This is a genomic window from Deltaproteobacteria bacterium (genome assembly GCA_016210005.1).
Lineage (GTDB): Bacteria > Desulfobacterota > Binatia > HRBIN30 > JACQVA1 > JACQVA1.
On record JACQVA010000114.1, the window covers coordinates 1 to 19,468 of the forward strand.

The following is a 19,468-nucleotide window of genomic DNA, read 5'->3' on the forward strand; positions in this document are numbered from 1 at the left end:
CGCGAAGGCGTGGGGCGGGCATCCAGGGGCGGTGGGGCTCCGGATGGATTCCCGCCTTCGCGGGAATGACGGAGGGAAATCTGCGCGCCACGCCAAGACTTTCGGCCATAGTAGTTCAGGGCAGGTAGCTCGCCGCGGAGGAGGGTCAGGGTCAGGCTCCCAGTCCGAGCCATCACTCACCAGCCCCGATCCCTGAGCGCGAGCCACGAACACAAACCACGAGTCTCGAGTCACTAATGACGAACACCACTCACGAACACCAATCACGATCGGAGGCGGCGATGATGTCACGGGACACGAAAGCATTCCCAGCGGCGGCAGTGGTTGCGGTCGTGCGGCTTGGGCTGCCGGCGCTGGTGGCAGCAGCGCCGCTCGCGGACGGCGGCGTCAAGTGCTGGGGGTCAACAGCGCGCTACTCCCGCTGTCGACCGATCCGCAGACGGTGGCGGGATCGCCCATGAAGCAGGGGCTGCCAAGGCACGCCGCCCATCGGCTGCCTCTATGCACGATGCGCCTGCATATACGCCCGCAGCAGCGTGTTGATCCGCGTCTGGTAGCCACGGCCCCGGCCTTTGAACCACGCCAGGACATCGCGGTCGACGCGCAACGTCAGCTGCGCCTTCGCAGGCATCGGCTTGAGTCCCCGGCGCACCACGGCCCGGGCGAACATCTCAGGGCTGATTTCCGGAGCGTCGCTCAGATCAATGGCGCGGTCGGCGAGGGCGTCGACGCGTGCCCAGTTGGTCCGCGACTTGGGTGAGGAAATGCGCTTCTTCATGTTTGGTTGCCTTTCGCACCGAAAGAATCCGAATGGTGTCGCCGCGCTCGGTGTGGGCGACGACGGCCGTGCGGCCTTCGAGCAGTCCCACGGTGAGAAATCGTGCCTCGCCGTAGTCCAGCCGATCATCTGCGACCGTGAGAGTAAGCCCATCGAAGAGCGCGTCCACGCCGGCGAAGTCGATGGCGTGTTTGCGCAGATTGGCGCGGCGCTTGGCTTCGTCCCACTCGAACCGCACCGGTCATGTGTAGTGACAAATCGGCGTTACGTCAATCTGGCCTCGCCGATGGCAGGGGCCGCTGCGCGGCGGTTGCGCTAATGCCGAGAGAGCCACGAACCCGGGTCCGCTCCTCTGCGGCACCCATTCGACAGCCCCAGCGCGGGCTGACGCCCGCAACCCAAAGCTCGACAGGGGTATTCCGTCATGCCCGCAATCTTTAGAGCTTGCCCCCGCGAAGGCGTGGGGCGGGCATCCAGGGGCGGTGGGGCTCCGGATGGATTCCCGCCTTCGCGGGAATGACGGAGGGAAATCTGCGCGAACTACGCCAAGACTTTCGGCCATAGTAGTTCAGGGCAGGTAGCTCGCCGCGGAGGAGGGTCAGGGTCAGGCTCCCAGTCCGAGCCATCACTCACCAGCCACGAGCCACCAATGACGAACACGATAGGAGAAGGCAATGATGTCACGGGTCACGAGAGTTTTCTCAGCAGCGGCAGTGCTGGCGATCGGGCTGCTCGGGCTGCCGGCGCTGGTGGGCGCGTTGCCGCTGGCGGCGGGTGACTCCCACACCTGCTTGCTGACCTCAGGGGGCGGGGTGAAGTGCTGGGGGAACAACGACTATGGCCAGCTCGGTGATGGCACGACGACTGGCCGCACGACGCCGGTGGACGTGACGGATTTGACTAGCGGCGCGTCGGTAGTGGCGACCGGCAACCTCCACACGTGTACGCTGACGGCGGCGGGCGGCGTGAAGTGCTGGGGCTACAATTTGGACGGCCAACTCGGCGACGGGTCGACGGGGTGGGGTAGCAGCACCCCGGTGGACGTGACCGGGCTCACCAGCGGCGTGACGGCACTTGCAGCGAGCTACCACACGTGCGCGCTGCTGCTGGGAGGTACAGTGAAGTGTTGGGGGCTGAACGCTAGCGGTCAGCTCGGCAATGGGACGGCCACGAATCAAACGACACCGGTCGACGTGTCGGGACTGAGCGGGGTTACCGCCCTGGTGGCGGGGGACAATCACACCTGCGCGCTGACAGCGGGCGGCGGCGTCAAGTGCTGGGGCCTCAACAACTACGGGCAGCTTGGCGACGGGACGACCACTCAACGTGAGACGCCCGTGGACGTCACGGGGCTCAGCAGCGGCGTAACGGGCCTGGCAGCGGATGGGCTCCATACCTGTGCGGTCACGGTCGCCGGAGGGGTAAAGTGTTGGGGAGCGAACTACGTTGGGCAACTCGGCGACGGGACGACCACGAGCCGCGCGACCCCAGTCGATGTATCGGGCCTGAGCAGCGGCATCATGGCCGTGGTAACGGGCAGCAACCACACCTGCGCGCTGACCGTAGCGGGCGGGGTGAAGTGCTGGGGGCACAATGCCTACGGCCAAATCGGCGACGGCACGACGGCGGATCGCTCGACGCCGGTGGACGTGAGCGGGCTGAGCAGCGGAGTAACGGCGGTGGAGGTAGGTGGCGATCACACCTGCGCGGTGACGGCGGCGGGCGCGGTCAAGTGCTGGGGCCGCAATAGCTCTGGTCAGCTCGGCGATGGCACGACGACCAACCGCAGCGTGCCGGTTTCTGTGCTCATCGATCCCCTCCCGACGGCGTCGCCGACGTTGACGCCGACTGTTACACCCACCCCGACCCTAACGCCGACGGCGACCCCCGTCCCGCCGCCACCAAATGATGCGTGCAGCAATGCCGAAGATGTCGACGCCCCCTCAGTCGGCTACTTTGAAACCACCGCCGAGACCAGCACGGCAACGACCGACCCCGCCGATCCGGTACCGAGCTGCGGCGCCGGCCACCGCGACAAGAACGTCTGGTACCGCTTCACCGCGGCCCAAAGCGGAACACTGAAGATCAACAGCGTTTACGGCACCGCCTACGACACCGTGGTCGCGGTGTACACAGGCTCGTGCGGCGCCCTGGCCCCGGTTATCGGCGGCTGTCACGACGACCCCGATGACGACAGCTATTTCTCATCTCAGCGGATGTTTCCCGTTATCGGTGGCACGACCTATCTGATTGCGGTCAGCGCCTACAACAACGACGGGGGCACGCTGAAGCTCAACTTCAGCTCCCGCGTGACCTCGGCGACGTTCACGGTCAACTCCACCGTCGATGCGGCGGACGCGGCTCCGGGCAACGGCGCGTGTGCCTCCGCCGCCGGCGCTTGCACGCTGCGCGCCGCCGTGCAGGAGGCAAATGCACTGGCGGGCGCGCAACAAATCGTGCTGCCCGCCGGCACTTACGCGCTCACGCGCACCGGCGCGAATGAGAACAGTGCCGCCACCGGTGATCTCGACATCACCGCCGAAGTCACGATCGTCGGGGATGGTGCCGCCACCACGATCATCGACGGCACCCTGCTGGACGACCGTGTTTTCGATGTTCGCGGCTCCTCCACGATCGCCTCATTCTTCGGGCTCGCCATCCAAAACGGCACCGTCAGCGGCACCGGCGGCGGCATTAATGTAGCCGGCGGACTCACGCTCATCGACTGCGTCGTCAGCGGCAACCGCGCGATCGGAAGTTCTACCGACGGCGGCGGTATCTACAACACCGGCTGGCTGACGCTGCTCGATAGCCGGGTACTAAACAATCGAGCTTCAGGCGACGGCGGCGGCATCGCCAACGCCGGCGCTAGCGGCTCCTTCTATGTCGGCGGTTGCACAATCGCCGGCAATACGCTCACGGGCACCGTCGGCGACGGCGGCGGCATCCACGCCGTCGCCAACTCCTTTGCGCACGTCGAGCGCAGTACGATCAGCGGCAATCAGGCTAAGCGCCACGGCGGCGGGGTTGCGGTCGGCAGCAATCAGTATCTCGCGCTCGTCAATACCACGGTGAGCGCAAACAGCGCGAACGTCGACGGTGGCGGCACTTATGCCAACAATCCGTACACCGCAACGTCAACGGGGCAGCTGGCGCTATACACTGCGACCATCACCGGCAACATCGCCGATGCCGACAGCAACGGGACGGGCGAAGGCGGCGGGATCAGGTCAGCGGTCAATTCTGCGACCACGGCCTATGCCACCATCGTTGCCAGCAACATCGACCGAGGGGGTCAGTCACCGGATTGCTCGGCTGTGGCCGGCGGCATCCACTCTAACGGCGGCTTCAACTTGGTTGGCAAGTCCAACAACTGCAACTGGAGTGCCGGCACCGGCGACCAATTCGGCACCATAGCCGCACCCCTCGACCCCCAACTCGGCCCCTTGCAGAACAACGGCGGCACCACCGAAACGCATGCACTCCAGCCCACAAGCCTAGCGATCGATGCCGCTGGAGATTGCACCGCTCCATATAGCTCTGGTCCGAAGGACCAGCGCGCCGCGCCGCGCCGTGTGCCGTGTGACATCGGCGCGTACGAGTTGCAGCCGGCCCCTACCGCCACACCCACGGTGACGCCGACCGCGACGCCCACGCCGACCGCCACCCCCACCAGCACGCGCACACCGACGCGCACGAGCACCGTCACCAGCTCTCCCACCGTGACGCCGAGTGCGACAGCGACCGCTACCACTACGAACACCTTCACGCCGACCGGGCCGAGCATGACGCCAACCTCAACGCCGACCGTCACGCCCACGCAAACCGCAACGGGAACCGCTACGCCGACGGGATTGGCCGACGACAGCTTCAATCCAGGAGCAGACTTCTACGTCGAAGCCGTCGTGGTGCAAGCCGACGGCAAGATCGTGGTCGGCGGCTCCTTCACCACGCTCGGCGATCAGCCGCACGCCGGCATCGGGCGGCTCAATGCCGATGGCTCGCTGGACACTACCTTCAATCCGGGAATGGGCGGCGCGGTCTACGGCCTGGCATTGCAGCCCGACGGCAAGATCGTGGTCGGCGGATATTTCACTACAGTGGCCGGTCAGTCGCGCAACAACATCGCGCGGCTCAACGCCGATGGCTCGCTGGACACTGCGTTCAATCCCGGAACGGACGGCGTTGTTCACGGCCTGGCATTGCAGCCCGACGGCGGAATCTTGGTTGGTGGCCGTTTCAGTACGCTCGGCGGCCAGCCGCGTAACAACCTTGGCCGGCTCAATGCCGACGGCTCGCTGGACACCGTCTTCAACCCGGGAGCGAGCGTGTCGGGATCCGACGCAACGGTTTACGCCCTCGCGACACAGCCCGACGGGAAGATTCTCGCCGGCGGCTTCTTCTCCACCCTCGGCGGCCAAACGCGCCGCGCCATCGGTCGCCTCAATGCCGACGGCTCACTGGACACCAACTTCAATCCTGGGACAACGACCCCCTCAATTTTTGCCCTGGCGTTGCAGGCCGACGGCAAGATTCTGGCCGCCGGCAACTTCTTCAAACTGGCCGGTCAGTTGCGCGCGGCGATCGGTCGACTTAACGCCGACGGATCACTGGACACCAGCTTCGACCCCGGCACGGACGGTACGGTCTACGCCCTTGCGCTCCAAGCCGATGGCAAGATTCTGGTGGGCGGCGATTTCACCACGCTCGGCGGCCAGCCGCGCTTCCGTATCGGCCGGCTCAATCCCGATGGCTCGCTGGATATGAGCTTCGTTCGCTCTGACACGAACAGTAATGTCGAGAGCCTCGCCCTGCAGGCCGATGGCAAGATTCTCGTGGGCGGCAACTTCACCATGCTGGCCCACCAGCCCCGAGCCTCCGTCGGTCGCTTGAACAACCCGGATGCGGCGCTGCAAGACCTCGGCATCGACGCGGCCGGCACAACCGTCACGTGGTTGCGCAGCGGCGCGAGCCCAGAAGTCGATCGGGTGACCTTCGAGTCTTCCACCGACGCGCTCAACTACACGCCGCTCGGTGAAGGCACGCGCATCGCGGGCGGCTGGCAATTGAGCGGTCTGACGCTACCCGCCGGGCAAGACCTGTTCATTCGTGCCCGCGGCTTCTACGCGCAATCGTCGGGGTCAAGCTCCATCATCGAGTCCGTGCGCAATGTGTACGTGGTGTTGTCCCCGACCGCGACTGCGACCGTCACGCCAAGTGCGACTTCCACATCAAGCGCCACGCTGACGCCGACAGCGACGCCATCCGCTACCGCTCCGAGCACAGCCACGCCAACCGCAACTCGCACGGCAACGCCGACCTCGACACCCACTGCGACGTCGACGGAAACGGCGACAGCCGCGCTGACGCCGACAGCGACACACACCGCTACAGTGACGGCCACTCACACAGAGACGCCGACTTCTCCTCCAACTGCGACCGCCTCTCCGACGCTGAGTCCCAGCGCGACCAGCGAGCCAACGGCGACCGCGACCGACTCACCAACCCGAACCACAACCGCGACCAATTCCCCGACGACGACAGCGACGCCGACGCGCACAGCAACGCCCACGCAGACAGCAACGCCCAGCCCCACGGCCACGAATACTCCCACGGCGACACCGACCGGCACCGCTACCCTCACGCCCACCACCTCGCCCAGCGCCACAGCTTCTGCAACGCCGACACCGAGCACAACCAGTACGCCGACTCGAACCATGACGGCAGCTCCGACGCCGACGGCCACCGGCACGGCCACCCCGGCCACATCACCCAGCGTGACACCAACCGCTACCGCCACCCACAGCGCTACAACCACAGGCACAGCCACGCCTTCGCTCACCCAGACGCCGGCCGCTACCAGCACCAGCAGCCCGAGCGCGACCGCGACTGGAACCGCCACCGGCACCAGCACGCCGACGCCCTCGCCGCTGCCGACCGCGACCGCAATCGTGTGCACGGGTGATTGCCAGGCCGACGGTCAGGTCACGATCGATGAGCTCGTCATCGGCGTCAACATCGCGCTCGGGAGCGACAGCCTCGATCATTGCGTGTCGTTCGACTCCGATGGGGACAACACCGTCACCGTGGATGAACTGGTGGCGGCGGTCGGCAACGCGTTGAACGGCTGCCACCCCGCGGCCGCCCTCAGCGCCATGCGGTAGCCTGCGTCAGCCCGTGAAAACCCGTTCAATCCGTTGAACTCCGTTGTAGAGAACGGAGAAGAAAGAAGGCTTACAACGGATTTGGCGGATCAAACGGATTGGGCGAATTCGGACAGGGTCGCCGCACCAACGATGCAGCGCAAGCCTTGGGAGCCGCTCCGTCAAATCGGTTCAATCGTTTTTAGTCCGTTGTGAAGAACGGAAGCGGGGGAGGAGTCGCGCAAGTGTACCTCCACGAAGAGATTGCCGCCGAGGCGCTCAACAAGACCCTGGGCGGTTGCGCACGGTTTCTCGACGTCATTGCGGCGGCGAGCGGCCGGTGGCTGAACTACTCCAAGCTCAGCTCGGACGCGGAGATTCCAAGTGTGGCCGGCACTAGAAGCGCCGGCCGCGCTGCCGTAACGACGGGAGGCGCATCCTCTTCTTCGGACGCACGTCTCAGGCGGAACTCGCCTCTAACCAGCGCTCGGCGTCGATAGCGGCCATGCAGCCGCTGCCGGCGGCGGTGATGGCTTGGCGATACTTGTTGTCCTGGACATCGCCGCAGGCAAATACGCCCTCGACGTTGGTGGCGGTCGAGCCGCTCTGGGTCACAATGTAGCCGGCGCTGTCCATCGTAAGCTGTCCGGTGAACAGCTGGGTGTTGGGTTGATGGCCGATGGCCACGAAAACGCCGTCGCACTTGCAGTCCGTGCTGGCGCCGGTCTTGACGTTATGCAGCCGCACCCCGGTCACACCGGCGGCGTCGGGCGTGCCGTAGATCTCGTCGATGACCGAGTCCCAGATGAAGCCGATCTTGTCGTTGCGCCGGGCGCGCTCCTGCATGATCTTGGAGGCGCGCAGCTCGTCGCGGCGATGGACGATGGAGACCTTGCTGGCGAACTTGGTCAAGAAGATGGCCTCCTCCACGGCGGTGTCGCCGCCGCCGGCCACGAGCAGCTGCTTGCCTTTGAAGAAGAAGCCGTCGCAGGTGGCACACGCCGACACACCGTGGCCCATCAGGCGCTTCTCCGATTCGAGCCCGAGCAACTTGGCCGAAGCGCCGGTGGCGATGATCAGCGCATCGCAGGTGTAGCGGTCATTGCCCGCGGCCACCGCGAACGGCCGGCGCGCCAACTCCACCGCGGTGACGTCGCTGAAGAGACAGACGGTGCCGAAACGCTCGGCCTGCTTCTTGAACAGCTCCATCATCTCCGGCCCCATGATGCCGGCGGGGAAGCCGGGATAGTTTTCGACCTCAGTCGTGATAGTAAGCTGGCCGCCGGGCTGGGAGCCCTCGAACACCACGGGCGCCAAGTTGGCGCGCGCGGCATACAGTGCGGCGGTCAGGCCGGCGGGGCCTGATCCGATGATGATCAGTTGGTGGTGACTCATAGGGGAGGACTTATAGTGGCGCTCCGACACACAGGCAAGACGAAGCGCGCGGCCCAGCCGCGTCTCTCCCATATCGATGCGCAGGGCCGAGCCCAGATGGTCGATGTCGGGGCCAAACCGGTCACCGAGCGCGTCGCGGTGGCGCGCGGGACCGTGCGCATGCAGCCCGAAACCCTGCGGCTCATTCGCAGCCGCCGCGTGGCCAAGGGCGACGCGCTAGCAACGGCGCGGGTGGCCGGCATCATGGCGGCCAAGCGCACCTCCGAGCTGATCCCGCTGTGTCACCCGTTGCCGGTCGAGGTGGTCGCCGTCGACTTCACGCCACTCGCCGACACCGCGCTGGAGATCGAGGCGCGCGTGAAGATCTCCGGCAAGACCGGCGTGGAGATGGAGGCCCTGGCCGCTGTCAGCGTCGCCGCGCTCACCATTTACGACATGTGCAAGGCGGTCGACCGCGGCATGGTCATCACCGACATCCGCCTGATGGAAAAGAGCGGCGGCCGCAGCGGCACCTTCCGCAGAACACCGTGAGTTGCGGTGGCAGCCAGCCGTGACCAGCCAGCCCCACTCGCCGACATCACTGCCCACCTTGCGCCTGCGCTCGGGCAAGGACCGGCCCGTGCGCCTGGGACACCCGTGGGTATTTGCCGGGGCGATCGCCAATCTCGACGCGACCCTGCCGCCGGGCACGCTGGTGCGCTTGGAGTCGGCCGGCGGCGAGTTCCTCGGCATCGGCGCTGCCAACCCAGGCTGTGCGATTGCGGTGCGGCTACTCGCGCACCAGGACCAAGCGATCGACGCCGACTTCATTCGCCGGCGCATTGCGGATGCCCTGGCCTTGCGCCAGCGCCTCGTGCCGCCGGCCACCGACGCCTATCGTTGCATCAACGGAGAAGGCGACTTCCTGCCCGGCATCGTCGTCGATCGCTACGCCGGCGTGCTGGTACTGCAATGCCTCACTGCCGGCGCCGCCGCGCTCCAGCCGCTGGTAGTCGCGGCGTTGGCCGAAACGCTGGCGCCGGAGTGTATCTTCGAGCGCAGCGCCGGCTCGGTGCGGCGCGAAGAGGGTCTGCCGGACCTCGAGCGTGCATTGCACGGCGAGTGGCCGCCCGAGCACGTGGCAGTGCGCGAGCACGGCCTCAGTTTCCTGGTTGACGTGCGGCACGGACAGAAGACCGGCTGGTTTCTCGATCAACGCGACAACCGCCTGCTGGCTCGGCAGCATGCCGGCGGCCGGCGGGTCCTGAATGCCTTCGCCTACACCGGCGGCTTCGGCCTCTATGCCGCCGCCGGCGGCGCGCGCGAGGTGATCTCGGTCGAAAGCTCGGAGCGCGCCCTCGCACTCGGGCGCGAGAACTGGCGTCTGAACGGGCTGTCAGCAGTGCCTGCCGACTTTGTCGAGGCCGATGTGTTCCGCTATCTACGCCAGCCGGGCGAGCCCTTTGATCTGCTCATCCTCGATCCGCCGGCGCTGGCGAAGCAGCGCCGGGATGTGGCGCGTAGCGCGCGGGCATACAAGGACCTCCACCTCCATGCATTTCGCCGCGCCGCCCCGGCGGCGCTGGTGCTGACCTTTAGCTGCTCGGCCCACGTCGGGGCCGAGCTGTTTCGCAAGATCGTCATCGGCGCCGCTGCCGATGCGCGCCGGGAGGTGCGCGTGCTGCGCCAACTGGGCGCGGGTGCGGATCACCCCACCGCCCTGGCCCACGTCGAGGGCAACTACCTGACCGGACTGTTGCTCGCCGTTGCTTAGTACACCATCTCACAAGTTCCGCCATGTGTTCTTTCTGTTCCATGGGCGGCGCGGGGCGCGGGATTCTGACCGGCGGCGCTTTCTGCTACGGTGGCGAACATGAGTGTCGACATTCAGCTCGATCCCCACGAAGCTCGGCTGTTCGGCGTCTTGATCGAGAAGCAGCTCACCACTCCCGATCAGTACCCGCTCTCGCTCAACGCCGCCACCAATGCCGCCAACCAGAAATCGAACCGTGACCCGGTGCTGTTGCTGAGCGAGGAGGAAGTGGCCGCGGCGCTAGAGAGCCTGGAACGGAAGTATCTGGTGCGCCGCGTTTTCAGCCGGGTTGAACGCTACCGCCACAATGGCAAGGAGACCCTCGCTCTCGACTACCCGCATCTGGCGGTGCTGGCCGAGTTACTCATGCGCGGGCCGCAGCAACCGGGCGAGCTGCGCGCGCGAGTGAGCCGTATGACCCAGATCGAGTCGCTCGAACAACTGAATGAGGCCCTGGCACCGCTGCTCGAACGCGGCTTCATCATGCGCCTGGAGCCCAGCTCGGGGGCGCGCGCCGAGCGCTACGTGCAACTACTCAGCCCGGGACTGCATCCGCTCGAAGCCGCCCCGGCAGCGGCTGCGGCCCCAGCGGCAGCTGCCGGCTTGGCGGCGCGTGTCGAAGCGCTCGAAGCCGAGGTGCAGCTCCTGCACCAGCAACTGCAAGCACTCGCCGGCAAGCTCGGCGAGTCACTGATCAACTGATCTGTTCGCTGGCACGGGCGGCAGTTCCCCTTTCCAGATGCGGGTCGCTGCGGGGCTGCGCGCATACGGGGAGTTCCAACCCCAACGGGAACGACTGACGGTGTCATCCGTCGGGCCGCTCCTGGGGCTGCTGTTACATGAAGGCTGGGCGCTCGCCGATGATCTTGCGCGCGCGTAGGTCTTGCAGCTCAGCGGCGGAGAGCCCGAGCTGGCCGCCGAGGATTTCGTCGTTGTGCTGGCCGAGCGTGGGCGGGGGCAGGCGGTGCAAGCCGCGCGGCAGCGCCGAGAACGCCATCGGCTGTCCGGGGTAGCGCGTAACGCCCGTCACCGGGTGTTCCATGACTTGGAAGAAGCCCCGGGCTTCGAGCTGCGGGTTGGGCATCACGAAGTGCGGATTCACCAGCGCTTGCGCCGGCACACCGGCGGCGACGAGCCGCTCGACCACGGCATCGCGCGCCTGAGTCGAGAGCCAGCGCCCGATCTCCTCGTCGAACGCATCGTGGGCTGCACGGCGGCCTGCGGCGGTGGCCAGGCTGGCATCGCACGCCCATTGCGCTCGCTCCATGACCCGACAGAGCCCGGCCCACTGCGCATCGTTGGCTACCGCCAGCGCGATATACTCGTCATTGCCGGCGCAGCGGTACACGCCCTGCGGTGCCGCGGCGGGGCCACGGTTGCCGGCACGCTGGAGCAGCTGCCCGTACGCCGAATACTCGATCACTTGCTCGGCGGCGAGGTTCAACGCTCCCTCCACCAGCGGAACCTCGACGAGCTGCCCCCTGCCCGTTTGCCGCCGCTGTTCCAGCGCCAGCAGCAGGGCAAACACCGCGTTCATGCCGCCGACCGGATCACAGGCGCCGCGTACCACTAGCGGCATGTCGTCGTAGCCGGTGATCCAGGCCATGCCGCTCACTTGCTCTACGGTCATGGCAAAGCCGGTACGATCGCGCCACGGCCCTTCGAGCCCAAAAGCCGGCATGCGCACCATGACCGCGGCAGGGTTCAGCCGCTGCACCGTCTCCCACGTCAGCCCGAAGTGCTCCAGTACCCGCACGGAGAAGTTGTCCATAACCACGTCCGCCTGGCGGATGAGGCGGTGGAGCAACGCCAGCCCTTCTTCGGTGGTTAGGTTCAGCGTGATGTCGCGCTTGCCGGGGTTGGCGCCGGCGAACACCGGCGACCACTCCCATAGTTGCTCCTTCTGCACGGCACCGGCGAAGCGCATGCCGTCGGGACGCTGGATCGACTCGACCTTGACCACGTCGGCGCCCATGTCCGCCAGGAAGCAGGCGGCAAACGGTCCGGCCCAGAAAGTCGTCAGATCTATCACCCGCAACCCGGCCAACGGCAGCGCCGATTTTAGATTTGGGATTGCGGCTTGCGGATTGGTGGAAGGCGCCAGTCGGTGAGCTTCTTCCATCACTTCGGCGCTGTGCTCGCCCAGCTGGGGCGAGCGCCCAAAGGGCCGCTGGGGCGAGTCCGCGAGCCGGTAGGGCGGGCGCGGCCGCAGGAACCCGCCGGGGCCGGTGCTGAAAACACCGCGCGCCACGAAGTGATCCATTTCGGGGATGTTCTGGCCGTTGCCGAGCGGAGCGACCGGAATCCGCAGGGCACTGGCACGCGCGATGATCTCATCCACCGAGTGCGCACGCGTCCACTGGTGAATCAGCCGCCGCAGGTAGGCCAACTCCGCGCTGCGCGTCCAGCCGACGAGGTAGCGCTCATCCGCCGCCAGCTCGGGCTGCTCGATCAGAATACAGAAATCCTTCCACTGCTGGCTGGTGATGGTGCAGAAGCCGACCCAGCCGTCTTTGGCCGGCTCGATCGATGGCACCTCGACACCGCGCGGCAGCGGGCCCTCGCGCCATTGGCCGCTGAGGTCGTGGTAATAGGTCAGCGCCACCAGCATGGCCTCGAACAGCGACAGATCGACGTGCTGCCCCTTGCCCGTCCGGCGCGCGCAAAGCCAAGCACAGACGGCGCCGACCGCGGCGAAGGTGCCGGCAGCCCATTCGCCCACGCGCCCGCCGGCAGCGACCGGCACCCGGTCGCTCGGCCCGCGATTCTCGGTGCTGCCGGTGGCTGCCTGCAAGGTGAACTCGGTCGCCGGGCGGCGAGCCCACGGGCCGCTGTTGCCCCAGGGTGAGATCGAGACCAGCGACAACGCCGGATTGCGCGCCTGCAGCGCTGCCAGCGTCAGCCCATGGCGGTCCAGAGTTCCCGGCGCGAAGTTCTCCACCACCACCGCGACCGTGGCAGCAAGGTCGAGTATGGTCTGGCGCCCGGCGCTTGTGGTGATATCGGCAACCAGGCTGCGCTTGGAGGCGTTGAGGTGCTGGAAGAGCGCGCCGTCCTCGCCGCCGGCCAGCGGCGTCGCCGACGCCGTCCAGCGCCGCAGCGGATCACCCGTGGGCAGCTCGATCTTGATTACGTCAGCGCCGGCGTCAACCAGCATCTTGGTGCAGTAGGGCCCGGCAATCTCGGTCGACAGATCGAGGACGTGTAATCCCGCCAGTGGCCACTGCGTGCTGGAATCCATCTCGCCTCCTCGTCGCCGCCGTCTTACCAGATCTCGCCGCGGCGCGCGCGCCGTACTTGACATGAGGCGGGAATGATCGCGATGAGTGTGCCGGTCACCGCCCACGGCGGCGGGGTGGAGGGATTTGGGATGACTGAGGCCGAAAAGGCGAGATTGCTCGAAACGCTGCGCGCGCAGGTAGGCCGCCACGGCCCGATTGCCAGGGCCGCAGACCCGGTCAATCAGCCCATGATCCGCCGTTGGTGTGCGGCGATGGCGGACCACAACCCGAGTTATCTCGATCCGCAGTTCGCGGCGCGATCGATCCACGGCGAGATCGTCGCGCCGCCGGCGATGCTGGTCACCTGGGCGATAGCGGACGGCGCCGCCGATGGCGATCCCTTCCACAGCGTCCTGGCGCGGTTGCGGGCGGCGGGCTACAGCGGCGCGGTTGGCACCAGCACCGAGCACGAATACCGCCGCTACCTAAAACTGGGCGAGGTGCCGGTGGCGAGCCAGTCGGTTACCGACATCTCGGCAGAGAAACAGACCGCGCTTGGCGCTGGCCACTTCGTTACGACGCTGACGGAGTATCGCGCAGCCGGTGGCGAATTGCTTGGCTCGGTCAAGTTCGTCGTCCTCGCCTACAAGCCGCACGCCGGCGGCTCCGGCCCGGTGGCGGGCGAGCCGCGCCCGCGGCGGCCGCGCCCGGGTATCAGCCGCGACACGCAGTTCTTCTGGGAAGGCCTGAAGGCCGGCGAGCTGCGCATTCAGCAGTGCCGGGGCTGCGCGACGCTGCACCATCCCCCGCGCGTGCGCTGCCATGCCTGCGGCAGCTACGATTTTGGATATGTGGTCGCGAGCGGGCGCGGCACCGTCTATAGTTTCGTCGAACCCTGTCATCCGAGAGTGCCGGCATTCGACTACCCGTACACCGTCGCTCTGGTCGAGTTGGCAGAAGGCACACGGCTGATCACCAACCTCGTCGACCTCGATCCCGAGCAGGTCAAGATCGGGATGCCGGTGGAGTTGGTCTGGCGCTGGCCCGACCCCGAGCTGGTGTTGCCGATGTTCCGGCCGCAGCGGCCATCACGGCGTGAAACCACGCTGGATTTCGCGGAGGTGAGCGCCGGTGACGAGCTGCCGCCGTGCCCGGTGCCGATTACCGCCACCTTGATCGTCGCGGGGGCGATTGCCTCCGGTGACTTCACCGACTTCCACCACGACCGCGCGGCTGCAATCAAGCAGGGGGCACCGGACATCTTCATGAATATTCTCACCACCGGCGGCCTGTGCGCCAGCTATCTCAGCGACTGGGCGGGTCCCGAAGCCGTCCTGCGCCGGCTCAGCCTGCGGCTGGGAGTGCCCAACTATCCCGGCGACACCATGACCCTGTCGGGAACGGTGCTGTCGGCGCGCAGCGAAGGCGGCGCGGGCCTGATCGAAGTAGGCCTGCGCGGCTACAACCGTTTGGGCAATCATGTCACAGGTCGCGTGGAACTGGCGCTGCCGGGCGCACGGAGGGGGCAATGAAGCGGGCATTCGCGGGAACCACGGCCATCGCCGGCATTGGGGCAACCGAGTTTTCGAAGAACTCGGGGCGTAGCAGCTTGCGCCTGGCGGTCGAGTGCAGCGCGGCAGCGATTGCGGACGCCGGGCTACGGCCGGATCAAATTGACGGCGTCGTCCTGTTCTCGGTCGAGGAGAGCCCGGAGATTGACGTAGCTCGTAGTCTCGGGATCAAGGAGATCACCCATTTCAGCCGCATCCATCACGGCGGCGGCGCGGCCTGCGGCACCATTCATCAAGCCGCCATCGCCGCTTACAGCGGTGCGGCCAAGTACGTACTGGTGTACCGCGCCTTCAACGAGCGCTCGGAATTCCGCTTCGGCGCCGGCGTGCACGAGCGCCCGCCAACGCCGAGCCCGGCTGACGTCGACTTCGGCTGGAGTTCGCCGTTCGGTTTGCTCACGCCGGCTTCGTGGGTAGCGATGTTCGCCCGCCGCTACATGTACGAGTACGGCGCCACCAGCGCGGATTTCGGACGGGTGGCGGTGGCCTGCCGCAAACACGCGGCGGCCAACCCGCAGGCGTTCTTCTATCAGAAGCCGATCACCCTCGAAGATCATCAGAACAGCCGCTGGATCGTCAAGCCGCTGCACTTGCTCGATTGCTGCCAGGAATCCGATGGCGGCCAGGCGCTGATCGTGACCACGCTGGAGCGTGCGCGCGACCTGCCCAAGGCGCCGGCGGTGATCGCCTCGGCGGTGCAAGGAGCGGCGGAAGATCAGCACATGATGAAGAGCTACTACCGAGAGTCGATCACCGGCATTCCTGAAATGGGCTTGTGCGCGCGCCAGTTGTGGGCGGATACCGGCCTCGGGCCGGAGGACATCCAGACCGCGATCTTCTACGATCACTTCACCCCGCTGGTGCTGCCGCAACTGGAGGAGTTCGGCTTCTGCCCCCGGGGCCAGGCCAAGGAGTTCATCAAAGACGGCGCCATTGAGTTAGGCGGGCGGCTGCCGATCAACACCCACGGCGGCCAGATCGGTGAAGCCTACATCCACGGTATGAACGGGATCGCCGAAGCTGTCAGGCAGATGCGCGGGACGTCGGTGAACCAAGTGCCGAACGTGCACAATGTCTTGGTCACTGCCGGTACGGCGGTGCCGACCAGCGCGCTGATCCTGTCACAAGCCCACTGACTGCGCCGGCCGGTTGAATAACAACGGGTGCGCGACACATTTGTGGGTAACGTGGTTCGGTGTTATGGCCGTCATTCCCGCGAAAGCGGGATCCAGTTTGGCGTTTGGCGGGTCGTAGCGAGCCGGTGCCGTGGATTCCCGCTTTCGCGGGAATGACAAATTGCGTCCCTTTCGGCCATGTCCGGGCCTCGGCCTGACAGTACACAGTACTGTCAGACTGGTGAGGATGTGCCCGGTCGGCTGCACGTTGCCCACAGATTTGTCGCACACCCAATAACAACGCACAGCAAAAAACCCGCTTGCTCACGCGCCCGGCGCGCACTACGCTGCCAGGCGGATCGTGCTTATGGAGAGTCATCGCGACGCCTTCGTCGAAAAGTTCGTCACCTTCCGCAAACTCGTGACCCCGAACCAGCTGCAACAAGCCAAGACCTTGGCCGCAGGTGATGGCGCGAAGTCGCTGTTGGAGGTGTTGCAGGAACTCGGCCTGGTCAGCGACGGCGACGCTGCGACCGTGGTACAGCTGTACCAAAAGAGCGTCGCCGACCAGAATCGCATCACCAACGCGCGCGCGGCGCAAAGGCCGCCCACCGCTGCGCCTGCCCCGGCCGCCAGCACTCCGGCTGCTCCCGAGCCGGTGCTAGTCCCCGCGGTGCCCGAGAGCGACGCTCCACGGATCGCCGGCTTCGGCGGCCTCGACGACTACCTCGCCTACGCCCGCGAGATTGCCGCCTCCGACGTACACCTCGCCATCGGCTGCCCGCCGCTGGTGCGCAAGTACGGCCGCCTGGCGCCGTTGCCGCGCAATGCGCTGGCGGCCGAGGAGAGCGAACGGCTGCTGTTCGGGATCTTGACCGACGAGCAGAGAGAGCGGCTCGGGGAGCAGAAGGCGCTCGACTTCTGTTACGTCGCCCCCGACGGCAGCCGCTATCGCGCCTGCATCCTGCGCCAGCGGCTGGGCTGGGACGGTGCCTTCCGGGTGGTGCAGTCGCGGGTTCCGGGCTTCGCGGAGCTCGGCCTGCCGGAGCAGTTGCAGCGCCTGACCGAGTTCAACCAGGGCTTGGTCCTGGTCACCGGGCCGAACGGCTGCGGCAAGTCCACCACCATGGCGGCGCTGGTCGAGTTGGTGAATCAGACTCGCGACGAGCACATCATCACGATCGAAGATCCGGTCGAGTATCACTTCGTGCCGGTGCACTCGCAGATAAATCAGCGGCAGGTGGGCGCCCACACCAAGAGCTTCTCGGCAGCGTTGCGGGCCGCCCTGCGCGAAGACCCGGACGTGATCATGATCGGCGAGCTGCGCGATCGCGAGACCGTCTCGCTCGCCATCACTGCGGCGGAGACCGGCCACCTGGTCTTCGGCACCATGCACACCACCTCGGCGGCACGCACCATCGACCGCATCCTCGACGTGTTCCCGGCCGACGAGCAGCCGCAAGTGCGCAGCATGATCTCCGAGTCGATCCGCGGCATCGTCTGCCAACAGCTGATTCCGCGCCGGGACGGCACCGGCCGGGCGCCGGCGCTCGAAATCATGATGAACACACCGGCGGTCGCCAACCTGATTCGCGAGCGCAAGCTGTTCCAAATCCCCTCGATCATTCAGACCTCGAAGCAACTCGGGATGCAGCTGCTCGACAATTCCCTGCTCGAGCTGGTGAACGCCGGCGTCATCGACGGAGCCGACGCCTTCTACGCCGCAGACAACAAGGGCCCCTTTCTCAAGTGGGCGCCCAAGATCGACGGCGTCAGCGCGGAGGGATAGCGCGATGGCGCAGATCGATCGGTTGTTCGATGTCATGCTGGCCGAGGACGGCTCGGACCTGCATCTGGCCGAGGGGCAGCCGCCGAAGATCCGCCGCCACGGGCATTTGACCGCGCTCGATCAGCCGGTGCTGACGGCCGAGACGATGCACGGCTACCTGCACGAGATTTGCACCCCCGAGCGCTGGCAGCACTTCCTGGCTGCCGGTGACTTGGATTTCGCCTACGCTTTCGCCGACAAGGCGCGCTTCCGCTCGAACTACTTCCACCAAGCGCACGGGCTGGGGGCGGTCTTCCGTACCATCCCGAGCCGGATCAAGACGCTCGAAGAGCTCAACCTACCGCGGGTGTTGAAATCATTCAGCCTGTTACGTTCCGGCCTGGTGTTGGTCACCGGCCCGACCGGCTCGGGGAAATCGACCACGCTGGCGGCGATCATCGACTTGATCAACGAGACCAGCGCCCGCCACATCTTGACGATCGAGGAGCCGATCGAGTTCGTGCACCCGAACAAGACCTCGGTCTTCTGCCAGCGCGAGGTCGGTACCGATCTGAACTCCTTCGCCGATGGCCTACGCACCGCCGGGCGGCAGGACTGCGATGTGATTCTGGTCGGCGAGATGCGTGATTACGAAACCATCTCGCTCGCCGTCAGCGCCGCGACCACCGGCTCGCTGGTGTTCGGCACCCTGCACACCAACTCCGCGGTCAAGACCGTCGATCGCATCATCGACGCCTTTCCGGCCGCCCAGCAGGCGCAGATCCGCACCATGCTTGCCGATTCGCTCAAGGGCGTGTGCGCACAGATCCTGCTGCGCTCGGCCGACGGCAACAGCCGCATCGCCTGCAACGAGATCCTGTTGTCGAACTCGGCGCTGGCGAACACCATCCGCGAGGGCAAGACGCCCAACATCCGCAACATCATCCAGGGCGGCCGCAGCCAGGGCATGCAGCTGATGGACGATGCCATTCAGAAGCTCCTCAGCGAGCAGAAGATCACCCGCGAAGAGGCCTACCTGAAGGCCACGGAGAAATCCCGCTTCAGCCCGCCCGCGCCCCACGAGTAGCCGCGCACGCCCCGCCTCGCCGGCGGCGATGGTGTTCGTCTGTCCTACCTGACCGACGGCGACCCCTCTCGATGGCGTTAATCGGTTGGGGTTCTTCAAGCCCCTGTTTCTGCCGGTGCCACACGGCGTGGCGGCGCCCGGCGCCTTGATCGGTGCCGGCAACTTCCTTGAACTGGCGGTAGCAACGGCCATCGCGCTGTTCGGCCCAGGGCCCGGGGCCGCGTTGGCCGCCGTCGTCGGCGTGCTCGTCGAGCTGCCCGTCGTGCTCTCCGTGTGCGGAGTGTGCAACCGGACACGTTACTGGCGCTCAGCTGCTGGTGACGATGGGCTGCGGCGAGAGTTGTCCGGTAGTGCCGGGCTGGCGCCGGCAGGACTGGAGCCTGCCCGACCCGAAAGGGCAGTTGATCGAGCACGTGCGCGCGCTCCGCGACGAGATCCGCCACCGCGTCGAGCAGCTCATCAGGGCTGAGGGCTGGCAGGGTCACGGATGAAGCGGGTCCCTCTACGACTGCCCAGGCTCCGGCCGATGAGACTGCCCGCTGAGGCTTTCGGCTCGCAGACAAGGGGCGATATGGAGCGTGATCGCCAAGTCAAGCTC

At 66.5% G+C, this 19,468-nt stretch carries 13 protein-coding genes; 9 read left to right on the top strand and 4 right to left on the bottom strand.

From position 1 onward, the window contains the following. Positions 1 to 499: 499 nt before the first annotated feature. Positions 500 to 778, bottom strand: coding sequence for a BrnA antitoxin family protein (locus tag HY699_10900; GenBank protein ID MBI4516308.1), 279 nt, complete (start codon positions 776 to 778; stop codon positions 500 to 502). Then, positions 702 to 1,016 carry a BrnT family toxin gene (locus HY699_10905; protein MBI4516309.1) on the bottom strand — a complete coding sequence of 105 codons (315 nt, stop codon included), beginning with the start codon at positions 1,014 to 1,016 and terminating at the stop codon, positions 702 to 704. Before HY699_10905 ends, HY699_10900 begins: the two co-directional genes overlap by 77 nt. Positions 1,017 to 1,452: 436 nt before the next feature. On the opposite strand from HY699_10905, the gene HY699_10910 reads away from it, so the two are divergent. Next, a complete protein-coding gene (locus tag HY699_10910) occupies positions 1,453 to 6,942 on the top strand; it encodes a CSLREA domain-containing protein (GenBank protein MBI4516310.1) in 5,490 nt (1,829 codons plus the stop codon). Positions 6,943 to 7,380: 438 nt separating this feature from the next. Here the strand turns inward: HY699_10910 and trxB are convergent, their stop codons facing one another. Beyond that, a complete protein-coding gene (gene trxB / locus HY699_10915; GenBank protein ID MBI4516311.1) occupies positions 7,381 to 8,316 on the bottom strand; it encodes a thioredoxin-disulfide reductase in 936 nt (311 codons plus the stop codon). Positions 8,317 to 8,412: 96 nt separating this feature from the next. Between trxB and moaC the strand changes: the two genes are divergently transcribed. The 3 genes from moaC to HY699_10930 all read left to right on the top strand — a co-directional run bounded on the left by moaC (position 8,413) and on the right by HY699_10930 (position 10,810). Then, positions 8,413 to 8,847 carry a cyclic pyranopterin monophosphate synthase MoaC gene (moaC, locus tag HY699_10920; protein ID MBI4516312.1) on the top strand — a complete coding sequence of 145 codons (435 nt, stop codon included), beginning with the start codon at positions 8,413 to 8,415 and terminating at the stop codon, positions 8,845 to 8,847. Positions 8,848 to 8,866: 19 nt separating this feature from the next. Continuing rightward, positions 8,867 to 10,069, top strand: coding sequence for a class I SAM-dependent rRNA methyltransferase (locus tag HY699_10925; protein MBI4516313.1), 1,203 nt, complete (start codon positions 8,867 to 8,869; stop codon positions 10,067 to 10,069). A 99-nt stretch (positions 10,070 to 10,168) separates the two neighbouring features. After that, positions 10,169 to 10,810 carry a DUF480 domain-containing protein gene (locus HY699_10930; GenBank protein ID MBI4516314.1) on the top strand — a complete coding sequence of 214 codons (642 nt, stop codon included), beginning with the start codon at positions 10,169 to 10,171 and terminating at the stop codon, positions 10,808 to 10,810. A 133-nt stretch (positions 10,811 to 10,943) separates the two neighbouring features. Here HY699_10930 and HY699_10935 read toward each other — a convergent pair whose 3' ends face one another. Next, positions 10,944 to 13,349, bottom strand: coding sequence for a CoA transferase (locus HY699_10935; protein ID MBI4516315.1), 2,406 nt, complete (start codon positions 13,347 to 13,349; stop codon positions 10,944 to 10,946). 72 nt (positions 13,350 to 13,421) lie between these two features. Between HY699_10935 and HY699_10940 the strand changes: the two genes are divergently transcribed. The 5 genes from HY699_10940 (at position 13,422) to HY699_10960 (ending at position 19,361) form a co-directional block, all read left to right on the top strand. After that, positions 13,422 to 14,861, top strand: coding sequence for an OB-fold domain-containing protein (locus HY699_10940; protein MBI4516316.1), 1,440 nt, complete (start codon positions 13,422 to 13,424; stop codon positions 14,859 to 14,861). After that, positions 14,858 to 16,036: a lipid-transfer protein gene (locus HY699_10945; GenBank protein ID MBI4516317.1), complete on the top strand. Its 1,179-nt coding sequence runs from the start codon at positions 14,858 to 14,860 to the stop codon at positions 16,034 to 16,036. Before HY699_10940 ends, HY699_10945 begins: the two co-directional genes overlap by 4 nt. A 346-nt stretch (positions 16,037 to 16,382) precedes the next feature. Continuing rightward, positions 16,383 to 17,804, top strand: coding sequence for a type IV pilus twitching motility protein PilT (locus HY699_10950; GenBank protein MBI4516318.1), 1,422 nt, complete (start codon positions 16,383 to 16,385; stop codon positions 17,802 to 17,804). A gap of 4 nt (positions 17,805 to 17,808) precedes the next feature. Then, positions 17,809 to 18,870 carry a PilT/PilU family type 4a pilus ATPase gene (locus HY699_10955; GenBank protein ID MBI4516319.1) on the top strand — a complete coding sequence of 354 codons (1,062 nt, stop codon included), beginning with the start codon at positions 17,809 to 17,811 and terminating at the stop codon, positions 18,868 to 18,870. Positions 18,871 to 19,187: 317 nt separating this feature from the next. Continuing rightward, positions 19,188 to 19,361, top strand: coding sequence for a hypothetical protein (locus tag HY699_10960; protein MBI4516320.1), 174 nt, complete (start codon positions 19,188 to 19,190; stop codon positions 19,359 to 19,361). Positions 19,362 to 19,468: the final 107 nt, after the last annotated feature.

Coding starts and splice junctions, on each gene's coding strand:
- HY699_10900 (MBI4516308.1), bottom strand. CDS start 778: ATGAAGAAGCGCATTTCCTCACCCAAGTCGCGGACCAACTGGGCACGC.
- HY699_10910 (MBI4516310.1), top strand. CDS start 1,453: ATGATGTCACGGGTCACGAGAGTTTTCTCAGCAGCGGCAGTGCTGGCG.
- trxB (MBI4516311.1), bottom strand. CDS start 8,316: ATGAGTCACCACCAACTGATCATCATCGGATCAGGCCCCGCCGGCCTG.
- moaC (MBI4516312.1), top strand. CDS start 8,413: ATGGTCGATGTCGGGGCCAAACCGGTCACCGAGCGCGTCGCGGTGGCG.
- HY699_10930 (MBI4516314.1), top strand. CDS start 10,169: ATGAGTGTCGACATTCAGCTCGATCCCCACGAAGCTCGGCTGTTCGGC.
- HY699_10935 (MBI4516315.1), bottom strand. CDS start 13,349: ATGGATTCCAGCACGCAGTGGCCACTGGCGGGATTACACGTCCTCGAT.
- HY699_10940 (MBI4516316.1), top strand. CDS start 13,422: ATGATCGCGATGAGTGTGCCGGTCACCGCCCACGGCGGCGGGGTGGAG.
- HY699_10945 (MBI4516317.1), top strand. CDS start 14,858: ATGAAGCGGGCATTCGCGGGAACCACGGCCATCGCCGGCATTGGGGCA.
- HY699_10950 (MBI4516318.1), top strand. CDS start 16,383: ATGGAGAGTCATCGCGACGCCTTCGTCGAAAAGTTCGTCACCTTCCGC.
- HY699_10955 (MBI4516319.1), top strand. CDS start 17,809: ATGGCGCAGATCGATCGGTTGTTCGATGTCATGCTGGCCGAGGACGGC.